At 40.9% G+C, this 16,766-nt stretch carries 16 protein-coding genes; all 16 read right to left on the reverse strand.

Features of this window, described 5'->3' with window-relative positions; all coding sequences use genetic code 11:
- Window positions 1-98: 98 nt before the first annotated feature.
- Window positions 99-1,097 (reverse strand): 4-hydroxythreonine-4-phosphate dehydrogenase PdxA, encoded by a 999-nt coding sequence (gene pdxA, locus HMPREF9625_RS03955; RefSeq protein WP_009535716.1) that lies wholly within the window; start codon window positions 1,095-1,097, stop codon window positions 99-101.
- Window positions 1,098-1,250: 153 nt separating this feature from the next.
- The gene (locus HMPREF9625_RS03960) at window positions 1,251-2,555 is read right to left on the reverse strand and encodes a four-carbon acid sugar kinase family protein (RefSeq protein WP_009535717.1); all 1,305 of its coding nucleotides are present in this window, start codon (window positions 2,553-2,555) and stop codon (window positions 1,251-1,253) included.
- 373 nt (window positions 2,556-2,928) lie between these two features.
- Complete coding sequence (locus HMPREF9625_RS03965) at window positions 2,929-3,225, reverse strand: ABC transporter permease subunit (protein ID WP_242826662.1); 297 nt, start codon at window positions 3,223-3,225, stop codon at window positions 2,929-2,931.
- Between the two features lie 311 nt (window positions 3,226-3,536).
- On the reverse strand, window positions 3,537-4,496 hold the full coding sequence (locus HMPREF9625_RS03970) for an ABC transporter permease (protein WP_009535719.1): 960 nt from the start codon (window positions 4,494-4,496) through the stop codon (window positions 3,537-3,539).
- Window positions 4,489-6,006 carry a sugar ABC transporter ATP-binding protein gene (locus tag HMPREF9625_RS03975; protein ID WP_009535720.1) on the reverse strand — a complete coding sequence of 506 codons (1,518 nt, stop codon included), beginning with the start codon at window positions 6,004-6,006 and terminating at the stop codon, window positions 4,489-4,491. Before HMPREF9625_RS03975 ends, HMPREF9625_RS03970 begins: the two co-directional genes overlap by 8 nt.
- Window positions 6,007-6,073: 67 nt before the next feature.
- Entirely contained in the window at window positions 6,074-7,087 is a 1,014-nt protein-coding gene (locus tag HMPREF9625_RS03980) for a substrate-binding domain-containing protein (protein WP_009535721.1), read from the reverse strand.
- Between the two features lie 88 nt (window positions 7,088-7,175).
- Window positions 7,176-8,030 (reverse strand): class II fructose-1,6-bisphosphate aldolase, encoded by an 855-nt coding sequence (fba, locus tag HMPREF9625_RS03985; protein WP_009535722.1) that lies wholly within the window; start codon window positions 8,028-8,030, stop codon window positions 7,176-7,178.
- Window positions 8,031-8,063: 33 nt separating this feature from the next.
- A complete protein-coding gene (gene pfkB, locus HMPREF9625_RS03990; protein ID WP_009535723.1) occupies window positions 8,064-8,996 on the reverse strand; it encodes a 1-phosphofructokinase in 933 nt (310 codons plus the stop codon).
- Complete coding sequence (gene dhaL, locus HMPREF9625_RS03995) at window positions 8,993-9,637, reverse strand: dihydroxyacetone kinase subunit DhaL (RefSeq protein ID WP_009535724.1); 645 nt, start codon at window positions 9,635-9,637, stop codon at window positions 8,993-8,995. Before dhaL (HMPREF9625_RS03995) ends, pfkB begins: the two co-directional genes overlap by 4 nt.
- Before the next feature lie 39 nt (window positions 9,638-9,676).
- A complete protein-coding gene (locus tag HMPREF9625_RS04000) occupies window positions 9,677-10,669 on the reverse strand; it encodes a dihydroxyacetone kinase subunit DhaK (RefSeq protein WP_009535725.1) in 993 nt (330 codons plus the stop codon).
- Window positions 10,670-10,692: 23 nt separating this feature from the next.
- The gene (locus tag HMPREF9625_RS04005) at window positions 10,693-11,511 is read right to left on the reverse strand and encodes a MurR/RpiR family transcriptional regulator (protein WP_242822680.1); all 819 of its coding nucleotides are present in this window, start codon (window positions 11,509-11,511) and stop codon (window positions 10,693-10,695) included.
- Between the two features lie 284 nt (window positions 11,512-11,795).
- Window positions 11,796-11,969: a hypothetical protein gene (locus tag HMPREF9625_RS11320; RefSeq protein ID WP_009535727.1), complete on the reverse strand. Its 174-nt coding sequence runs from the start codon at window positions 11,967-11,969 to the stop codon at window positions 11,796-11,798.
- Complete coding sequence (locus HMPREF9625_RS04010) at window positions 11,966-13,615, reverse strand: sigma 54-interacting transcriptional regulator (RefSeq protein WP_009535728.1); 1,650 nt, start codon at window positions 13,613-13,615, stop codon at window positions 11,966-11,968. The genes HMPREF9625_RS11320 and HMPREF9625_RS04010 overlap by 4 nt, the downstream gene beginning before the upstream one ends.
- 451 nt (window positions 13,616-14,066) lie before the next feature.
- Window positions 14,067-15,080, reverse strand: a complete 1,014-nt coding sequence (locus HMPREF9625_RS04015; protein WP_009535729.1) for a uroporphyrinogen decarboxylase family protein — start codon at window positions 15,078-15,080, stop codon at window positions 14,067-14,069.
- Window positions 15,081-15,082: 2 nt separating this feature from the next.
- A complete protein-coding gene (locus tag HMPREF9625_RS04020) occupies window positions 15,083-16,105 on the reverse strand; it encodes a uroporphyrinogen decarboxylase/cobalamine-independent methonine synthase family protein (RefSeq protein WP_009535730.1) in 1,023 nt (340 codons plus the stop codon).
- Window positions 16,106-16,756: a dihydroxyacetone kinase subunit DhaL gene (gene dhaL, locus HMPREF9625_RS04025; RefSeq protein ID WP_009535731.1), complete on the reverse strand. Its 651-nt coding sequence runs from the start codon at window positions 16,754-16,756 to the stop codon at window positions 16,106-16,108.
- Window positions 16,757-16,766: the final 10 nt, after the last annotated feature.

Here is a 16,766-nt window from a genome sequence, read left to right on the forward strand (position 1 = left end):
CCTTTAGAAAAAGTTCTTCCTTTACCCCTTCGTTGTTCAATTAACACTTTAGTTCTTTAATGCCCCATTAAGCGAAACACTTCAAGGCATTAAAAAATCTAATGTTTAAAAGCCTCTGCATACTTTGCAGCAAGGCGAATTGCTTCTTCCATACTGATGCTGTCCGCAATACCCGTTCCCGCAATATCAAAAGCCGTTCCATGATCCACGGAAGTTCTCAAGATTGGCATACCGTTGGTAACGGAAATGGTTCTGTCAAAGTCCAGTGTCTTTGTAGCAATATGCCCCTGATCATGGTAGAGGGAAAGCACGGAGTTGTATCTTCCCTGCGCAGCCTGATGGAAAACCGAATCCGCTCCAATCGGTCCTACTACAGGGTATCCTTCTCTTTGCAATTCCTCTACCGCAGGCATAATCTCCCTTACTTCCTCGTCTCCGAACAAACCGTGCTCTCCGCAGTGGGGATTCAGGCCGGCAATAGCCATTTTCCCATCTGTAACCCCAAGCTTCTTCAGAGCCTCAAGACAGCGTTTCACATAGTCCATGATTCTCTCCTTCGTAATCATATCCAGCATTTTCCGAAGAGAAACATGTCTTGTTAAGAAGAACACCCTCATACCGTTACATTCAAACATAGTCAAGGGATCCTCTGTCTGGGTTAATGCCCCAAAAATCTCCGTATGACCTATAAAGGGAACGCCTGCCGCCTTCAAAGACTCCTTATTGATGGGTGTGGTAGCCACAGCATCAACCAGCTTTTCATTTGCCAGTTCAATGGATTTCTTGATATAGGAAAATGCCGCCTGACCGCACATGGCACTCACTTCTCCATAAGCAAATTTCTCTAAAGAAATCTCTCCCTCCTGCATGTAGTACAGGGTATCTTTTTCCTCTCCCAGTTCTTCTACTTTCTCAATTTGTTGTAAACGAATCGGCAGCTTACAGATTTCCACTGCCTTCTCCAAAATCTTGCCATCTCCGATAACCAAGACCTTCGCAATATCTTGGATTTCTTTTTTTGAAATTGCTTTGACTACTATTTCCGGACCGATACCGGCAGGGTCTCCCATCGGCACCGCAATAATTGCTTTAGACATTTTTATCCTCCTTCTTTCTCTCTTACTTTATGATTCTTTTTGAATATTCGTTTTTTAGATTTCTTTTCTTAGCCCGGCCACTAATATAGTCGCTTGTACAAAGAACTTTTCGAGCCAAGTAGCTGTAAGTTTCCTTAAAACGAGCATAAGCACTTATACAAAGAGCTTCTCCTTCAAGAAGGAAATACAACGGATAATGGCATCTCTTCCGCCCTGACTGCCTCCCTTTGTAACCATATGCATCCCGGGAAAATCTCCCATCAACATCTCTCCATGTGCAGCAAGCGGTAAAACCTCTTCCTTCAGGCTAAGTCCTGCTGTTTGGAAGCGTTTGCAAATGGAAACCGTAACATCTCCTCCACTGCTGTAAATTCCCTTAAAGCTCTTTTCTCTCTCACAGATTCTATGTGCTATTTCCGCAAAGGCCAAGTTCATCTTGTTGGAAATCTCTTCTATCTGACAGGCTCTACTCTCTGCAAGTTGAGCAAGGTCAACTCTGTTTTCCGGATAGATACCGTCTCCGGTTACCGTAAATACTCTATCCTTATCCACATCTTTAAGAATTGCGTCTACGACTCTCTGCACTTCCTGTTCCCACTGCTCTTCGCCTTCCAAAAGGGCTCTTGTCTCCACAAAAACATTTTTACATCTTTGCGATAGCCAGAGATCTTCCAACTGAAGTCTGGTATGCGGATTCACACTTCCCACTACAGCCAGTACCTTGTTTTTCTCCTTCTTTTCACTTGGAGGAACCCGTTTTCTCACAAGACTTGCGGTAAATACTCCCGGGTCCACCGCCAGAACCTTTAGCTTTGAGGTTTCCACCGCATCCGCAATCAAATCAATATCCTCTTGGGTTACGCAATCCACTACCAGAATTCGATTTCCCTCTTCCACGAGCCTCTTCATGCAATCCGCCAGATAATGCTTCCCATGAAGTAAATCCTTCATCAAAATGGATGCAATGGAATATTTACTCTGCTTTCGGAAAAGCTCCGCCACCTCCGGATTATTTACCGGTGTCTTCGGATCAATCGCAATATCCGTCTTATGTAGAGGAAGTCCCTCTACCAGCATGTAGCCACCAAGCACAATACGAGACGAAGTAGGGAAGCAAGCAACCACAATGGCCACATACTCTTCTCCGAGGGACTCCAGCATGGCATCTACTTCCGCCCCCAGATTTCCTCTTAAGGTACTGTCTATTCGTTTGCTGTATACCTTCGTTTCCTCGTTTTTTAGCAAGTTGCAAACATTGGAAACTCTTCTGTAGGCTAGGTCCTTGTCAATCCCACGGCTATCTGTGGGATATAAAAGGCAGTCGCAACTTTCCAGCATGGATAGCTCCAAGCGTTCCGTATTGAGCACTGTGTAAGCGCTATAATTCATCTTTTGCAGTAAAACACCCGTGGCATTGGCTCCCGTTAAATCATCTGCAATGACAATGCACTTTGCCATTCTTTCTCCCCTTTATAAAACGATTTCTTTGTCGCGATTTTTGAATTTACATGTAAAAGCATAGTTCATAATTGTTCATTTATGTTCCATTAACGTGAATATAAACATATAGTGCACAAGTGTCAAGAATATAATGACAGAGATAAACATTTTTGTTTATTCCCTATAAAAATGGATTTGTGATTTTGTGTATAATTGTGGAGAGATTTTAGAAGATTCATTTTAGGCTCAGTGTATCATTTCATATCAAGCTAGATACTGACAAGATTCCATGAACACTAAAACTCCGGTCAAAATGGAATCACCTTCCCTTTTAACCGGAGCCGCTTTGTCATAACATGAATTTCTCTTATAAAAATCCTACTGAATTATACTATCCTTCCCTCTTTCTACTTTTTGCAATTTCCATTCGTTGCTTAATTTGAGGACCGGCAACTTGAATTAAAATTACAACAATCAAGATGATTCCTTTTACCGCATCATTGATTAAAGAATTCATCTTTAAGGCGATAATGATTTTATCGATTACCGTATAAGAAAGAGAGCCGAATAAGATGCCCAGACATTTTCCCTTTCCGCCCGACATACTGATTCCACCTAAAACCACCGCTGCAATAGCATACATTTCAAAGCTGGATCCGGTAGTCGCAGGATCGGAAGAAGCATTCATAGCTATCCAGAAAAAGGAAGCCAGCCCCACCATAACCTACTTTAATCAGCCTAAGCAACAACTGGAATTTACCGCTTGCGAGATTCTCGTGGAAAATATTTTGAGTTCCGGCCTTTCCCCGCACTCCATGATTCTCTCTACAGAATTAATAATCAGAGAGTCTACGGCAGGGACTCCAACCAAATAGATGGAAAAAAGATGACAGGTTATTTACCATTTACACTTTTTTAGGCCTCCCATGATGAAAAAACATCATAGAAGGCCTTTCTTTATCTATTCCAAAGACTTTGCTTTCTTATATTATCTAAATTCTACTTTCTTACCTGGTCAATCACTACCGCAATCAAAATAATTACACCCATGGCAACTGTCTGCCAGTAAGCAGAAACTCCTAGTAGACTTAAAGCATTATTTATAATTCCTATTACAATAAGTCCAATAACCGTTTGTGGAATTCCACCACGGCCTCCGGACATACTCGTTCCCCCCATAGCCACGGCTGCAATCGCATTTAATTCGTAACCGACAGCAGCAGTAGCCTGTCCGTTCTGAAGCTTAGAAGCAAGAACCAAACCGGCAAGCGCAGACAAAATGCCGGATATTACATACACGGAAAAACGAATCTGATCCACATTGATTCCGGTTAACTTTGCAACTTCTTTATTGCTCCCGACTGCATAAACATATCTGCCATAGCATGTCTTAGTCAGAAGAACATAACTTAGTAAGATAATAAGAACCATTAAGATAACACAAACCGGAATAATACCAATTTCCTTTAATCCAATGAACCCAAAGCTTTCCGGAAGTCCAAAAACCGGCTTTGCGTCAGTAAAGACATATGCTAAGCCTCTTGCTACGTTCATCATTGCCATCGTTGCAATAAAAGGAGGCACATTTAACTTCGCAATACAAAATCCATTGATTGCCCCACAAATCGTTCCAATCACAAGGGAAGTTAAAATTATAATCAGAATGGACATCGGTACTGATGCATTTGGCATGGTTTTTACAAGAGATGCTCCTGCTACACCTGCAATGGCAGCAACGGATCCTACAGAAAGATCAATTCCGTCTGACAAGATGGTAAAAGTCATTCCACAAGCAATTAAAGCGTTGATGGAAATCTGAATCAGAATATTCTTGATGTTTCCCCCAGTTGCAAAACGGGGAACAAAAATTAAACAAACTGCAAAGAGTGCAACAGCAAATAGGAGCATGGTATTTTCCCCTTTTAAGACTCCTGCAATACCATTTTTCTGTTTATTCATACGCTACCTCCTCATTTCCCTTGCTTGCAAAGAGCATAACATTTTCCTCCGTTGCCTCTGCACTATCTAAAAATCCTGTTACATACCCTTCACGCATCACCATAATACGATTCGAGCAACCAAGCACTTCCGGTAACTCCGAAGAGACTAAAATTATACTTCCACCACCTTCTACGAAATTCTTCATAAGTTCGTATATTTCTGCTTTCGCATTGACATCAATTCCTCTCGTCGGCTCATCCATAATCAGAATTTTAGACTTTGCAAGAAGCCACTTTGCAATAACCACCTTTTGCTGATTTCCACCTGAAAGATTCTTTGTGACCGCCAAATCGGAAGGTGTTTTGATTCTCAACTTTTCTATATAAGATACGGCTTCCTGCTTTTCCCACAAAAAGTCAATAAAACCGTTATGACTATTCTCTTTTAAGGAAGCTAAACTGGTATTCTCACGAACTGTTTTCTCCAGTAATAGCCCCTGTCCTCTTCTATCTTCCGGAATAAGTCCAATTCCTCTTCGGATAATCTCTTTAGGACTCTTCCCTTTAATACTTTCTCCATACAATAGCACGTCACCATGCTCATAAGTGTCTGCACCAAAAATAGCACGCATTAACTCTGTTCTTCCTGCACCAATTAAACCTGCAACACCAAGAACTTCACCTTTATATAATTGGAACGAAACATTTTTAAAGCGATGAGCAGAAGATATCTCTTTTACTTCTAAAACAACTTCTCTTTTCTCTGGCACTTCTGCCTTATAATAGAATTGAGAAATTTCTCTACCCACCATCATTTCAACCATTTTCTGTTCTGTTACTGTAGAAACAGGTACCGTTGCAATCTTTGTACCATCTCTAAGAACTGTAAGGGTATCTCCCATCTCTAGAATTTCTTTTAAACGATGGGAAATGTAGATTACTGCTACATTGTCTTTCTTCAGCTGACGGATGACGCGAAAAAGAGACTGCACTTCATGATCTGATAGGGAACTCGTAGGCTCATCCATGATAACCATTTTACTATTCTGCGAAACGGCTCTGGCAATTTCCACCATCTGTTTCTCACCGTTACTTAGTTTATGGACCGGTGTGGTCGGATCAATCGCTACATCCATTCCATCTAGAATTTTTTTGCATTCGGCAATCATCTTCCCTTTATCCAAAAAACCGGATTTTTTCTTTTCCCTTCCTAGGAAAACATTTTCGTAAACTTTCAAATCAGGGATGACACTTAACTCCTGGTGAATAACACTGATACCGCGATGCTGGGCTTCACGAATATTTTTCGCTCCGGGTGCTCCTTCTATCAGCACTTCACCTTTATCCGGCTGATAAATGCCCGAAATAATCTTAATGATTGTAGACTTTCCTGCACCATTTTCCCCTAAAAGCACATGTACTTCTCCAGGATAAAAGGCAATGGAGATATCCTCCAGAACTTTCACGCCGGGAAACTCTTTATGAATATGTTTCAGCTCTACTAAAGCCTCTCTTTTCTCATCCATCATCGTTTACTCCATACTCTTTGAAAAAGGCGCCCTTCCAGAAGGACGCCTCCTTGTAAACAGTCTTTTATTACTTTGCATTCTTCGCATCAATGATATACGGCGCAATCAAAATCTCGGAATCTACCTGCTCTCCTTCCAAATGCTTCTTAATTGCTTCCAGAGTGGACTTGCCAATTCCTGCAGGATCCTGTGCTACATCAGCAACCCAGTTTCCACCCTTCTTAATTTCAGCAACACCTTCCGGATTTCCGTCATAGCCAATAATCTTTGTCTTTGCACCGGCAGCTGTAATGGAAGAAAGTGCTCCTGTTGCTGCAGGGTCACCTACGCAGAAAACAACATCGATGTTGTCATTCTTTAAAAGCATATTCTGCATAACATCTGCAGCTTTCTGCTGGTCTCCGGAGTAGTTCTGTACATCTACAATCTTGATGTCCGGAGCATTTTCTTTCAGATAATCTGTAAATCCTTTTTCTCTATCTACACAGCTCTCGATTTCAGAGTATGTGATGACTGCTGCATTTCCTTTCTTGTCGGTAAGAATATTGTTCACTACATATTCAGCAGCAAGCTGTCCACCCTTCTTGTTATCTGTAGCAACATGGGTAACCGGCTTTCCATCAGAAGCGATATCCATGGTAAATACCGGAATGCCTGCCTTATCAGCCAAATCAATCATGGACTTGGATCCGGCTGAGTTTGTCGGAGCAATCACGATAGCATCTACCTTCTTGGTGATGAAGTCCTGTACCTGACCAAGCTGCTTGTTTGCATCTCCGGCTGCATCCTGTACATCCAAGGTCCAGCCATACTCTTTTGCCTGCTCTTCCATAGCAGATTCAATGCTGTTATAGAACACATGTGTACTGTTTAGAAGGCTCACACCAATGGTCTTCGCCTCTCCTTTACTTTGCTCTTTTGCAGCTTCTGTCTCACCAGCTTTCTCAGTAGCTTTCTCACTAGCCTGCTCTGTTTGCTTCTCTGTTCCTGCTGCTGTTGTACTCTTTGCAGCACCGCCACCGCAAGCCATAAGGGACACTGCCATTAAGGCTGCGAGTGCAAAAGAAATACCTTTTTTCATCAATTTTTCCTCCTCTTTAAATTAAATTGGTAATATTCAGAACGGATGCAGTAAAATTGCATTTCCGTTTTGATACAAATTGTAAAAACTAAGCCTTATTTACGCTATTCAAAACCTGCATCTTATGCATAACAAGCTCTTTCACTTTCGCTCTACCTGCACCATTATATTTCTTAGGATCAAAGGCATCCGGATTCTCCGCTATAAACGCTTTCACTCCCTTTGTAAATGCATCTCTTAGCTCAGTTGCAAAATTCACCTTGCAAATTCCAAGTCCTGTAGATTTCTTTACATCCTCATCCGGTATTCCGGATGCTCCATGTAATACGATAGGAATACTTACCAAACCTTTCGTCTTCTCCAAGATATCAAAACGTAGTTTTGGAACCCCTTGATAAAAACCATGTGCATTTCCAATTCCAACCGCTAGAAAATCCACCCCCGTCTGCTCTGCAAACGCTTTTGCCTCCTGCGGATCGGTGTAGGCCTTTTCACTATCCTTCACTTCATGCGTGTCTTCTTTACCTCCGACTGTTCCAAGCTCTCCCTCAACCGGAACTCCCATAGCGTGAGTAAACTCCACAACCTTCTTTGTAAGTTCAACATTTTCTGCAAAAGGAAGTTTCGAACCGTCAATCATGATAGAAGTATAGCCGGAGCGAAGCGCCTTCGCACAAAGTTCCGCGCTGTTCCCATGATCCAAGTGTAATGCTACAGGAACCTTTGCTTTCCCTGCCACCGCATTCACCATTCCAAAAAATAGGTCCGTATCTGCATACTGCAGGCTTCCCGGAGTTGTTTGAATAATCACCGGAGAGGACGACTCTTCTGCTGCAGACACAATTGCCTGCACCATCTCCATGTTCTCTGCATTAAAAGCGCCTACTGCATATCCCTCTCTTTGTGCTTTTAACAAAATATCTTTTGAACTGACTAAACTCATTCTGTTCCCCTTTCTCTAACCTATGATGAAATCTTACTTTATCTCCTCTATTTCCACTTTTGAAAGCATCTCTTCCAAATCCTGCCTTTCACATAGCTCTGTCCCGGGGTGAAGAAGAGATCCCGTTGCACAAGCTACCGCATAACGAAAAACCTCTTTGTCCGGAAGCCCTTCCATCATAGCAAGACAAGCACCTGCAACCATAGAATCCCCCGCGCCTTGCACACCTTGCACCAAAACCTTCACTGGCTTTGCCTGATAAACCTTACTTTCTGTTAAGAACACGGCGCCTTCTTCTCCAAGCGAAATACAAAGATAATGGACTCCCCCCTGAATCAAAGTCTTTCCAAAAGAAAGCATCTCCTCTTTATCTCGGAAAGCTTTCCCATATAGGATTTCCAACTCCCCTCTATTTGGCTTCACAAAAAACGGCTTTGCCGGAAGCGCCAAAGAAAGTAAATCCCCACTGGCATCCAAAATTGTTTTCACTCCCTTTTCATTGGCCTTTTGGATTAAATCCCGATAAATACTTCTCGGTACTCCGGGCGGGACTGACCCATCTACAACAAGAATATCCGTTTTATCCCACTCTTTGTCCAATAGAGCAAGAAATCCCTCTACATCTTGTTCTGTAACTTCTCTCCCTTTATCATTAAACTCACTCATCACTCTTTTTTCCGTGTCAAAAATCTTCACATTGACACGCAATGCTCCCGGAACAGAATATAAAGTATACGGGCAATGAATTTCCTTGAAAAATCGTTCTAATTTTTCTTTATCCTCCTGATAAGAAAAACCCGCCGCCTTATTCTGAATTCCCAGATTCTGTAGTGCAAGACTAACGTTGATTCCTTTTCCGGAAATATCCTCTTGCGTTCTTAAAACTTTGTTTGTTCCTCCATATAGAAATTTTTCAATTTCAATGGTGCGATCAACGCAAGGGTTTAACGTTACTGTCAGAATCACTGCTCTTCCCCCTTTACAAAATCAGCCATGGCCTGAAAGATAATATACACGGAAGTTGCACCGGCATCCTGCAGTCCAATTGCCTTTTCCCCAAAATACTTCGCCCTTCCAAAACGTGCCTTAATGGTCTTGGTATATTCCATACCTTTCTTTGCTGCTTCAGCCGCCTTCTGTAAGCCTTCTGTTAAATCCAAACCGTCTTCACTACCTTCTTTCAAAGCAAGCACAGCCGGCTCCAGCGCATCCACCATGGTCTTGTCTCCCACTTTCGCTTTTCCTCTTTTCTTTAGAGAAGCAAGGGAAGTGAAGAATACTTCTGCAAAATCCTTCAAAGAGAATGTATCTCTTTCCTCTCGTTTCACAATGCCCGAGATAAACACCGTTCCAAAAAGTACACCCGATGCACCGCCCATAGTATCTAACAAACAAGTTCCTACGGCTTGGAAAACCTCTTCACAAGATCGTGGATAGAAGGTCTCCAACATTCGTTCCACGGCAAGAAACCCTCGCTTCATGCCCGTACCATGGTCACCATCCCCAATCTTTAAATCTATTTCCGTAAGATAAGGCTCTGCTTCCACAATTCTCTTCGCTACGGACTTCATCATTTCTTTTAGTTGTTCTTTATTCAATTCGTTCATAGTTTATCTACCCTACATCCGCTAAAGTAATCCGAATTTTCAAATCTTTCTTTTATAGAACAGTGGAGAATATGCCTCTTGCCGATAAAAATCTCTATATTGCTCCTGTATTTTTAAGAAGGTGAGCGATAATCCTCCGGCTCCCTGTGTCGGAAAAAGAGACTGAACAAAAGTATCAAACACCTTTATCTTTTTACTCTGCAAGAACTCCTGCAAGCTATGTAGTAAGACACACTCCTCTAAAACGGTAGTTGCCTGAAAGGGATTCACAAAAACTGCAATCTCACTTCCTTCTTCTATCTGTAAGTCATGAATGAGAGGTTCCGCCAACTTTTCTATCATCTCCTCTGCAAGGGGAAGCTCTGTCCTTTCTTTTCCCATCTCTCCGTTAAATCCCATGCCGTATTCTACAAAACCATCCGGTAAATCATAGGCTTCTTTTCCTGTTTCAAAGACAAACGCAGGTGATGTTGTGACACTTGCTGTCGCCAGATTCCGGTTTAACTCTTCCCCAAGAGAAACCAGTTCATCCAGACTAAGTCCTGCATCCCTCGCAGCGGAAAGAACCTTTAAGACAATGGTAACTCCGGCAATTCCTCGTCTTTCTTCTCTGTCAACAGCAGAATCTACATCATCTGAAACATAAATTTGTCTCGTTTTTATTCCTTCCAATTCTGCAAGTTCACTAACTAATTCAAAATTCAATACATCTCCGGCATGGTTCGTTGCGATACACAGAACGCCTTTCTCATGGGGAAGCGCACGAATCGTCTTCAAAATACTTCCCGCTGCGGGTGCAGTAAAAACGTCCCCTAAAACACAGGCATCTGCCAGTCCTTCTCCTACGTAGCCAATCGGCCAAGGTTCATTCCCTGCTCCTGCCCCAATCAAAATAGAAACACCGGCTTTTTTACCTTTGTAGAGAATTACTTTTTGCCCTTCCAGACGTTCGAAAAGCGTCGGATAAGTTTCCGTATACCCGTTAATCATATCTTCAACGGCTTGATCGGTTCCATTATGTATACGATTCATTTCCTTCCTCCCTGCTTTTCTTTTTATTTCACATGCTCAGCATGAATTTCATTGGAAAAAGTTTTAAAATAGCTGATATTTTTCTTCTCATTTTTCCTTGCCACCAGCATGTATATACAATCCACCATGACAAGCTGTGCAAGATTCTCACTCGACGGATCAAATAGGTTCCCATCCTGTGCATTATAGTCATATGCACTGAACAAAGTATAATCCGACACCTTTGACAGTGGAGACTCCTTAATGCTACTAATTCCCACTACCTTTATTCCTCTTTTTTTTGCCCTTTTTGCACCTTCTACTACAGACTTACTTAAGCCAAAATTACTCACACAAATCAGTAAGTCTTTTTCTTCCAAAATCGAGGTTATATTCACAATTTCATGCGAATCACTAAACTTCATAATGGGATAACCAATTCGATAAAGCCTTGAAAAAAGGGCTTCCACTGTAATCTTAGATCTTCCAACTCCAATGACCGCAATCCTTCTGGCCTTATGGATTAAGTCTGCCACCTTCTGTATCAGTGAAAAATCCAAAATCCCCCAAGTTTCTTCCAACTCTCTTACACTCTTTGAAAAGATAGTTTTACAAATTGAATAAGCGTCTCCACTAATTGTTTCCCCATTATAATTCAGCTCACTCTTAGCTTGTCTTTTCTCCTCTCCTTGCTTCTCTAATACAATAGGTAAACGAAAATCACGAAATTCTTTGTACCCCATCATCTTTACAAATCTACTTACAGATGCAGTACTAACCCCACTTCTTTGCGCTAACTCGCTAGCCCTTTCGACACCTTCTATCTCATCCGTATCTATTAGATAATCTGCAATCTTCTGCATTGCTTCATTCATTTGAGGATATAATGACTTTATTTCTGTAATCACTGATTGGCGCACAATCGTTCCGTTCCTTTCTTGTATATTTGTTTCACGAAATAAATATACAGTAATTTTTATTTCATGAACACTTTATTCTTATTATTCAAAAATGTCAATTACTGTAAAAGATTTTCGTAGAATCAGACAAGAATACCAAGAGATTTTATGCAAAATAACCGATTAATGATCCAAGATAACTACATAGTGAACTCTATAAAAAAACGATAAATCCGATTTGTACAGACTTATCGTTTTTTTATATTTATAACTTTTTTCTCTGTTGTCTCTTCCAATGCCCCAAGTATTCCAAAATGCTTTTTATTAAGAAATCCGCTCTTAGTAAAAGCATCGGAAGAGTCTGCATCATCAATCTCAACAACACTCGGGCGAGTATAACGACTCCTTTCTTCCTCCTTCACCCTCTCCGCCTTTTATATTCCAGTTGATACTTCTCTATTTTCCTATAAAAGCTACTTCTGGAAATACCAAGCCTATGGCAGATTTGCTGTACCGTATAATCCCCTTTTATCAATTGTTCCAAACCGGCTCTCTCCATTTCTTTTATACTGCCCTCATTTTCCAAAGACGCAAAGCTTCTATTCATGGCTGTATTATTTTTAAAATAGCTTTCCAGACAAGTTTCTATAGTACTTAAGTCCTTCTTTCCAATCATTCGCCAAAGCTTTTGATATAGCTCCTCAATCCCCTTAATATCCTTCTCTCCATACATTTTACTGTAGTAAAGTACTCCGCTTCTGAAAAAGCGTTCAAATACAGCTCTGTTATTGTATACGCTCTGAAAATCCACTATTCTATTTTTTGTAATAATGCTGTATAAGCGATAAGAAAACAGGTGTGCATGAACCAATTCCTCCAAGTTTTCGTTAGTACAAAAAATAAATTGGATAGAAATCTCATCCTGCTCTCTTTTTTTCACCTTCTCCACTTCTTTTTCCAGATAACACGCTAATTTTTCCTGTACAGATAGTAGCATCTTTTCCGGTTGCACAATAATAAGGCTCCCTCCCTGCATCTGCCAAAGCATACCGCGCTCGCCGAACATGAAGCTTGTCATTAATTCTCTATACACATTCTGCATATAAATGACTCGGAGTTCCTTTAAGCGTCGTTCCGAGTAATTTACAATTGCTTTTCCTATCAACTCATTCAGAGCATTATCTTCACTTTGAATTAATATACACTCCTCTTTGCTGACTCTATTTTTACATTCTTCTATTGTTTCTTTCCCTACATATTTTGATAACCATGAAAAGGTAACCATAGTGCTGTTCGAGAAGATATTCAGTTCTTTTTGAATCTGGCTATAGGGCTTAAACTTACATAAGAATTCTTTCTTTTCTTCTTCTATAACAATCGGAATAATGCTGATGGTCCCATAAAATGAAAAAATTCCCCTTTCTATGGTGATTTTAGCCTCTTCCACTACTTTCCCTTTTTGCAGATATTTATCCAGTTCCTCGGATAATTCCCGAATATTACCGATAGACTGTTCCAATGAAAAAATAGAATGGAATGAAGCATTTTGGTAAATAATATTTCCAAAATGATCGCAGTAGAGTAGGGCATCCGGCAAAGCTGCAATAATGGATTCTACTCTTGTTAGCTTTTCTTTTAATTTCTTTTTCGATTGATGCTCTATGATTCTTTTTCCGATAAGCTCCGCCATGTTATCCATAAACATAAGAGTGGAATCTATTTTTTCAAAGAACTTTTTTCCTCTCTTTTTGCTGACAATTAAAGCAAGAGCTCCTATCACCTCCGTCTTATCGCGGATAGGAACTCCCACAAAACCGTCAATTTTACATTGCGCATATCCCTTACACTCTTTGCATTTCGGAACAGACTCTCTGTTTTTTACATAGAACTGTTCTCCACTTTCTATGACCGTATAAATAAGAGAGCCATAGTCAATTTTTTGATACATATCATAAAAGACCAGCTTTTGCCCTAGCAAATTCAAATCTGAATCCACGATAATCACATCGATATTTAATACATCCGAGACTACATTTGCAAATTGATTCAAATAAGACTTGACTGCCATCGCACTCTCCTATTGCTTTAATTCATTGTCAAAGCAGAGCTGAACCGTATTTCTTCCACTTTATTTTTGTTCCGGGAATATATTCATTATACTAAAAAGGGGCTGTAAAAAATCAAAATAATAAAGTAATTTTTGCAATATAGGTCTGAATGCAGGGTAGTCTGAGCCCGTCGGTACTTGCGAAAAACAAGAGAATCGAAGTTTTTCGCTTAGTATCCGTTATGTAAGGACAAACTTTTCATCAGAAAAGTTGTCCTGTACAAGACCAAGGTCCGCAGGGACTTGCTTTGCGAAGCAAAGTGAGCAGTGGTTAACAAAACCACTGCTCAGTCAGGCGAAGCTAGCGAAAGCGTGCCCAAGTTCAGACCTATATTGTTAAGAAAACTATTTTGATTTTTTACAGCCCCTTCTTTGTGACATTTTATACAGCACTGTATACAACTCTCAGAATTTATCTCTTTTCCTTTGCATACTCTTCGGAAATATCTTTAATCCACTGGAGTCTTTCGAGATCAATATCCTCTCGGATGGTACAGTCAGCACCAAGTCCCACACCCTTAGTTCCACTCTCATCCAGAATACGATATATTTCTTTCTTAATCTCTTCCTTTGTTCCGGTATACAGAAGGCTTCCTTCCGCATTATCAAATCCACCGAAAACCGGCTTATTATTCAATATCTTTTTTCCCTCTGCAAGAGAAATATTCTCAGAATAAATCGCCCAGTTGAAAGCCTTTACGGGATAATCTTTATACCATTCCAAACGGTTTGTATACTTTCCATATCCGCAAATGTGGAGGAGTACATTATCCGTATATTGAAGAATCTCGTTTAAAACTTCCAGATCCAATGGCTGTACTCTTTCTTTATGCACTTCCTCGGTAAAGCTCTTGTCCTGTACACACTGCACACTGTAATAAATTCCGTCTACATCCGTTTCCGTAAACAGCCTCTTTACAAGCGCCTTTGTATCCTCGGCGATGCGCTTTGCAACCATAATCATTGCCTTAGGATCTTCCTTAAAGAGTCTGGTAAACTTTGTAAAGTCCTCATCATATTCCTCAAAGCGGAGACGAATATACTGTAGCGGAGAAAAGATATTATAGTATTTATAGACATCTTTTCCTGCATGAGCACAGATTTCCTTTACATAATCCACCTGTGCCTGAATCCAAGGGTGATTCTCTCCGACAGATTGTACTTCCTTTAACTGCTCCAGTGTAGTAATGGTAGACTTGCAAAGAGACGGATGTCCAAAGAAACCGTCAGACATAATCTTTATAAAGTCCGGCTTTGCCTCATCGATGTATTTTTTTTGTTCTGCAACAACTGTCCTCATGATGCTTGGGTCTTCCCATCCATAGTGGTTGTGAAAGGACACAAAGTGGTGCCAGAATCCGCCAATAACTCTTTCACCTTCTTCATTTGCCAAAAAAGCATTCATTAATTCTTTTCTGTTTTCCATGTTTACTCTCCCTGTTCTCTATTCTTTTCCTGTGCACAGTAGGTTATCCAACGCAGACGTTCATTTGCAATGCTGTTCGGTACCGAGCAATCCGCTCCAAGGATGAAGGAGCGATATTCACTCTCCTCTATGCAATCCTCTGCAAATTTCTCTACATCCGCTCTATCACCTTCTGTTATCAAAGTTTTAGGATTGTTATCAAAACCGCCGAGAATGCATTTTCCGGGGAATAATTTCCTTCCCTCCGACAAACTGACGCCTTCCGTATGTACTGCCCAGTTATACGCCCCTGCTTCGTAGTCTTTATAGAAGTCTAAATTGTTTTTGTGATGTGCATAGCCGCAAATATGGAGGATATTATAAGGACTTAATTCATTTGCAAGTTTTAACACGGCAAGCTCGTCTTCTCCCACGATTTCTTTGTAGGTCTTCTGATCATATTTCGGGCTCTGTACATTTTGCACACAGTAATAAATGCCATCCAGTTTTGTTTCAGTAAGGAGTTTTCTTACCAGTGTCTGAATATCCTTTCCGAGCTCTTTTCCCGCATGCTGCAACTCTTTAGGATAATTCTCTGCCAGATACACAAAGCGTTCAAAGTCCAAATCAAAAAATTCCAATCGGATTCGAATCCACTGTACAGGAGAAAAAATATTGTAAAAGCACATTACCTTGTCGGAAAAAAGCTCCGTCATCTTTTTAAGATGCTCCACCTGCTCCGTAATCCAAGGATGATCTTCCGGGAGGCTTTTTATAGTGAGAAGGTCCTCCCCATTTCTGAGAGGATTTTCCATCACAGTCGGATGCCCGATAAATGCATCATTCATAATCTTCATGATATCGGGCTTAACTTCCTCAAAAAACTTTTTATGCCCTTCTATGGCTCTTTCTTGTGCAGCCTTATCACCGGGCTTGGCAAACTGCTCCTTTTCCGGGAGGAAATGATGCCAGAATCCTGCAGGTACTTCCTGCATTTTTTCCCCGGAAAAAGCCATTTTAACTAGATTTCTTTTGGATTCTTGCATCTACTTTCCTCTTTTTTCTAATGCCTTGTTCATTAAGACCTTAATTTGCAGTGCCATGGTAACCGCACCGGGGTCCAAATGTCCCATTCCCTTATTGCTCTGATAAGTTGCCCGTCCTTTAATGGATTCCATATTTCTGGTTTCTTCTGCACCCTTTTCCGCTGCAGCCGCTACCCTCTTACACAACTCTTCGACACTTGCTCCCTCTTCCAAAGTAGCCTTATAGGCTTCTACCGCAGGGTACAAACTGTCAATCATGGTTTTAAATCCGGGCTTAGCCTGTCCTCTTTCCATAATGGCGTTCAGCATTGCATTTAAAATCTCAAAAAGTTCCTCTTTATGGATAGCTTCCTTATCCTTCATCACTTTGGAGGCATGCAGGTAAGCACTGCCGTAGAGCACTCCGGAAGAACCTCCGATCACCGCCATCATGATTTTTCCGATTTCTTTTAACTCGGAGCTTAAGTCCATGGCCTCCAATCTTTCCTTTTCTTCGGTGAGTTTTGTGAAGCCCATGTGCAGGTTTGCCCAATGATCTCCGTCTCCTGTCGCAAGATCAAGATTGGTAATATACTCCTCTTTTTCATTTAATTCCTGATTAACGGCAACAATATAGTCCATATAATCTTTACTGTTTAATGTAAAATTCATATTTCCTCCT

Source organism: Oribacterium parvum ACB1, assembly GCF_000238055.2.
Taxonomy (GTDB): Bacteria; Bacillota; Clostridia; order Lachnospirales; family Lachnospiraceae; genus Oribacterium; species Oribacterium parvum.

What these genes read in the sequence shown, in the direction of transcription:
- HMPREF9625_RS03975 (WP_009535720.1), bottom strand. Translation starts at nt 6,006, where the DNA reads ATGATGGATGAGAAAAGAGAGGCTTTAGTAGAGCTGAAACATATTCAT.
- HMPREF9625_RS03960 (WP_009535717.1), bottom strand. Translation starts at nt 2,555, where the DNA reads ATGGCAAAGTGCATTGTCATTGCAGATGATTTAACGGGAGCCAATGCC.
- HMPREF9625_RS03965 (WP_242826662.1), bottom strand. Translation starts at nt 3,225, where the DNA reads ATGAATGCTTCTTCCGATCCTGCGACTACCGGATCCAGCTTTGAAATG.
- HMPREF9625_RS04000 (WP_009535725.1), bottom strand. Translation starts at nt 10,669, where the DNA reads ATGAATCGTATACATAATGGAACCGATCAAGCCGTTGAAGATATGATT.
- HMPREF9625_RS04020 (WP_009535730.1), bottom strand. Translation starts at nt 16,105, where the DNA reads ATGCAAGAATCCAAAAGAAATCTAGTTAAAATGGCTTTTTCCGGGGAA.
- dhaL (WP_009535731.1), bottom strand. Translation starts at nt 16,756, where the DNA reads ATGAATTTTACATTAAACAGTAAAGATTATATGGACTATATTGTTGCC.
- HMPREF9625_RS03970 (WP_009535719.1), bottom strand. Translation starts at nt 4,496, where the DNA reads ATGAATAAACAGAAAAATGGTATTGCAGGAGTCTTAAAAGGGGAAAAT.
- HMPREF9625_RS03980 (WP_009535721.1), bottom strand. Translation starts at nt 7,087, where the DNA reads ATGAAAAAAGGTATTTCTTTTGCACTCGCAGCCTTAATGGCAGTGTCC.
- HMPREF9625_RS04015 (WP_009535729.1), bottom strand. Translation starts at nt 15,080, where the DNA reads ATGGAAAACAGAAAAGAATTAATGAATGCTTTTTTGGCAAATGAAGAA.
- pdxA (WP_009535716.1), bottom strand. Translation starts at nt 1,097, where the DNA reads ATGTCTAAAGCAATTATTGCGGTGCCGATGGGAGACCCTGCCGGTATC.
- dhaL (WP_009535724.1), bottom strand. Translation starts at nt 9,637, where the DNA reads ATGAACGAATTGAATAAAGAACAACTAAAAGAAATGATGAAGTCCGTA.
- HMPREF9625_RS04010 (WP_009535728.1), bottom strand. Translation starts at nt 13,615, where the DNA reads ATGGCAGTCAAGTCTTATTTGAATCAATTTGCAAATGTAGTCTCGGAT.
- HMPREF9625_RS04005 (WP_242822680.1), bottom strand. Translation starts at nt 11,511, where the DNA reads ATGCAGAAGATTGCAGATTATCTAATAGATACGGATGAGATAGAAGGT.
- fba (WP_009535722.1), bottom strand. Translation starts at nt 8,030, where the DNA reads ATGAGTTTAGTCAGTTCAAAAGATATTTTGTTAAAAGCACAAAGAGAG.